This is a genomic window from Streptomyces sp. NPDC004561 (assembly GCF_053602155.1).
The window spans coordinates 1-1621 of the sequence record NZ_JBSGDB010000879.1; the positions used below are offsets into that span (position 1 = coordinate 1).

Here is a 1621-nt window from a genome sequence, read left to right on the forward strand (position 1 = left end):
GGACCGCGTCCGGCTGGTCGTCGAGCCGAAGTTCGCCATCGAGGGCGAGCAGCTGACCGGCGGCCGCGGTCACGGCCGCTCAGGGACCGTAGGCGATGTGCACCTCCTTGAATCCGAGCGAGCGCAGCAGGCCCTGGAGCATGCCGGTGGTGTTGGTCTCGGCGCGCGCGGTCAGCCCGCTGCCGCGCGCGGCGTCGCCGATGTGCTTCACGGCCAGCTTCTGGACCGCCTGCTCGCTGTTGGGGTTGTCCGAGAACAGGTCCCCGATCCGGTCCAGCAGCCCGCGCTGCTTGGAGACGGCGTAGGAGTGGTCGGGGTCGAGGGCCGGGCTGCCGAGCCGGGCGTGCGGCAGCCGGAGCGTGGCGGACGTGCGGTCGCCGTTGACCGACACGTCCTTCTCGCCGACCTGTCCGAGGTCGACATAGGCGTCCACGGTGCCCGCCCCGACGTACAGGGTGCGGGTGCCGCGGATCGCGTCGGGCAGGTACTTGGAGTCCTTCTCCAGGTCCACGACGACCTGGAAGTTGCCCGAGGCGGCGTCGTAACGGCTCATGTCCTGGATGGACTTGAGGAGTGCGGGGCCGGACCGGTCGTGCGTCTCGGTGCCGAACAGATCCTTGATGCCCGGCAGCACGGCCAGCCGGATCCCGGCGAACAGCACGGCGAGCACCAGCACGAGCGCGGCCACGGCCTTGGCCCAGCCGGGCAGGCGCCTCACGGAAGTCGTCATCGCGAGGGTCCTCCTTCCTGCCAAGCGGATGCCCCGTCACCCGCCCCGCCAGACCGGCGTGTTGACGCGGCACGGCCGAGGCCCGAACGGGCACGAAGCTGTGGGACCGCTGTCGGAATTCTGTGTACGGCGGAATTCTGGCGCAGGTAATGAACGCGCTTCACCGGTGCAAATTCGATGTCGTACGGTTAAAGGATTGCCCTCGGGGTGGTGAGAGTTTCCTTGAATGCGGGCCGCTTCGGCGTTGCGGACGCGCACCGTGACGAAGACTGCTGGGCATGGCTACGAACGTCCTCGATGCGACCGCCTCCACCGGTGCCGACCGGCGGCCGCCCTGGAGATCACCGGTGGGCGAGCCCGCGTACGCCCGCCCTGCGCTGCTGGTCGTCACGGTGCTGGCCGCGGTGCTCTACACCTGGGGCATCAACCACAGCCAGTACCACACGTTCTACGCGGACGCCGCCCGCAGCATGACGGAGAGCTGGAAGGCATTCTTCTACGGCTCTTTCGATCCCGGGAATTCCATCACCCTCGACAAATTGCCGGGATTCCTTTGGCCGCAGGCGCTGTCCGCCCGGCTCTTCGGATTCCATCCGTGGGCGCTGATCCTTCCCCAGGTCCTGGAGGGAGTGGCGAGCCTGCTGGTGCTGCACCGTGTGGTGCGCCGCTGGGCCGGCACGCACGCGGCGCTGATTGCCTGCGTCGCCTTCCTGGTGACCCCCGTGGCCGTCGGGCTCTTCCGCACCGCGGTCGAGGACCCGGCGTTCACGCTGTGCGTGCTGCTAGCGGCCGAGGCCCCGTCCCGGGGGACGTCCCACGTGTCCCAGGGGACGCCGGAACGGCATGGTGACGGTTCGTCACGGCAAGGCTGGGCGGCGTGATCACTGCTCG

Annotated in this window: 2 protein-coding genes; one reads left to right on the plus strand and one right to left on the minus strand. The window is 69.3% G+C overall.

Translation table 11 applies throughout. From position 1 onward, the window contains the following. Positions 1-79: 79 nt before the first annotated feature. Positions 80-730, minus strand: a complete 651-nt coding sequence (locus ACWEN3_RS46335) for a DUF4230 domain-containing protein (protein ID WP_452984441.1) — start codon at positions 728-730, stop codon at positions 80-82. A gap of 278 nt (positions 731-1008) precedes the next feature. Here ACWEN3_RS46335 and ACWEN3_RS46340 point away from each other — a divergent pair, with 278 nt between their 5' ends. Beyond that, a complete protein-coding gene (locus ACWEN3_RS46340; RefSeq protein WP_452984443.1) occupies positions 1009-1611 on the plus strand; it encodes an ArnT family glycosyltransferase in 603 nt (200 codons plus the stop codon). The last annotated feature ends 10 nt before the right edge of the window (positions 1612-1621 follow it).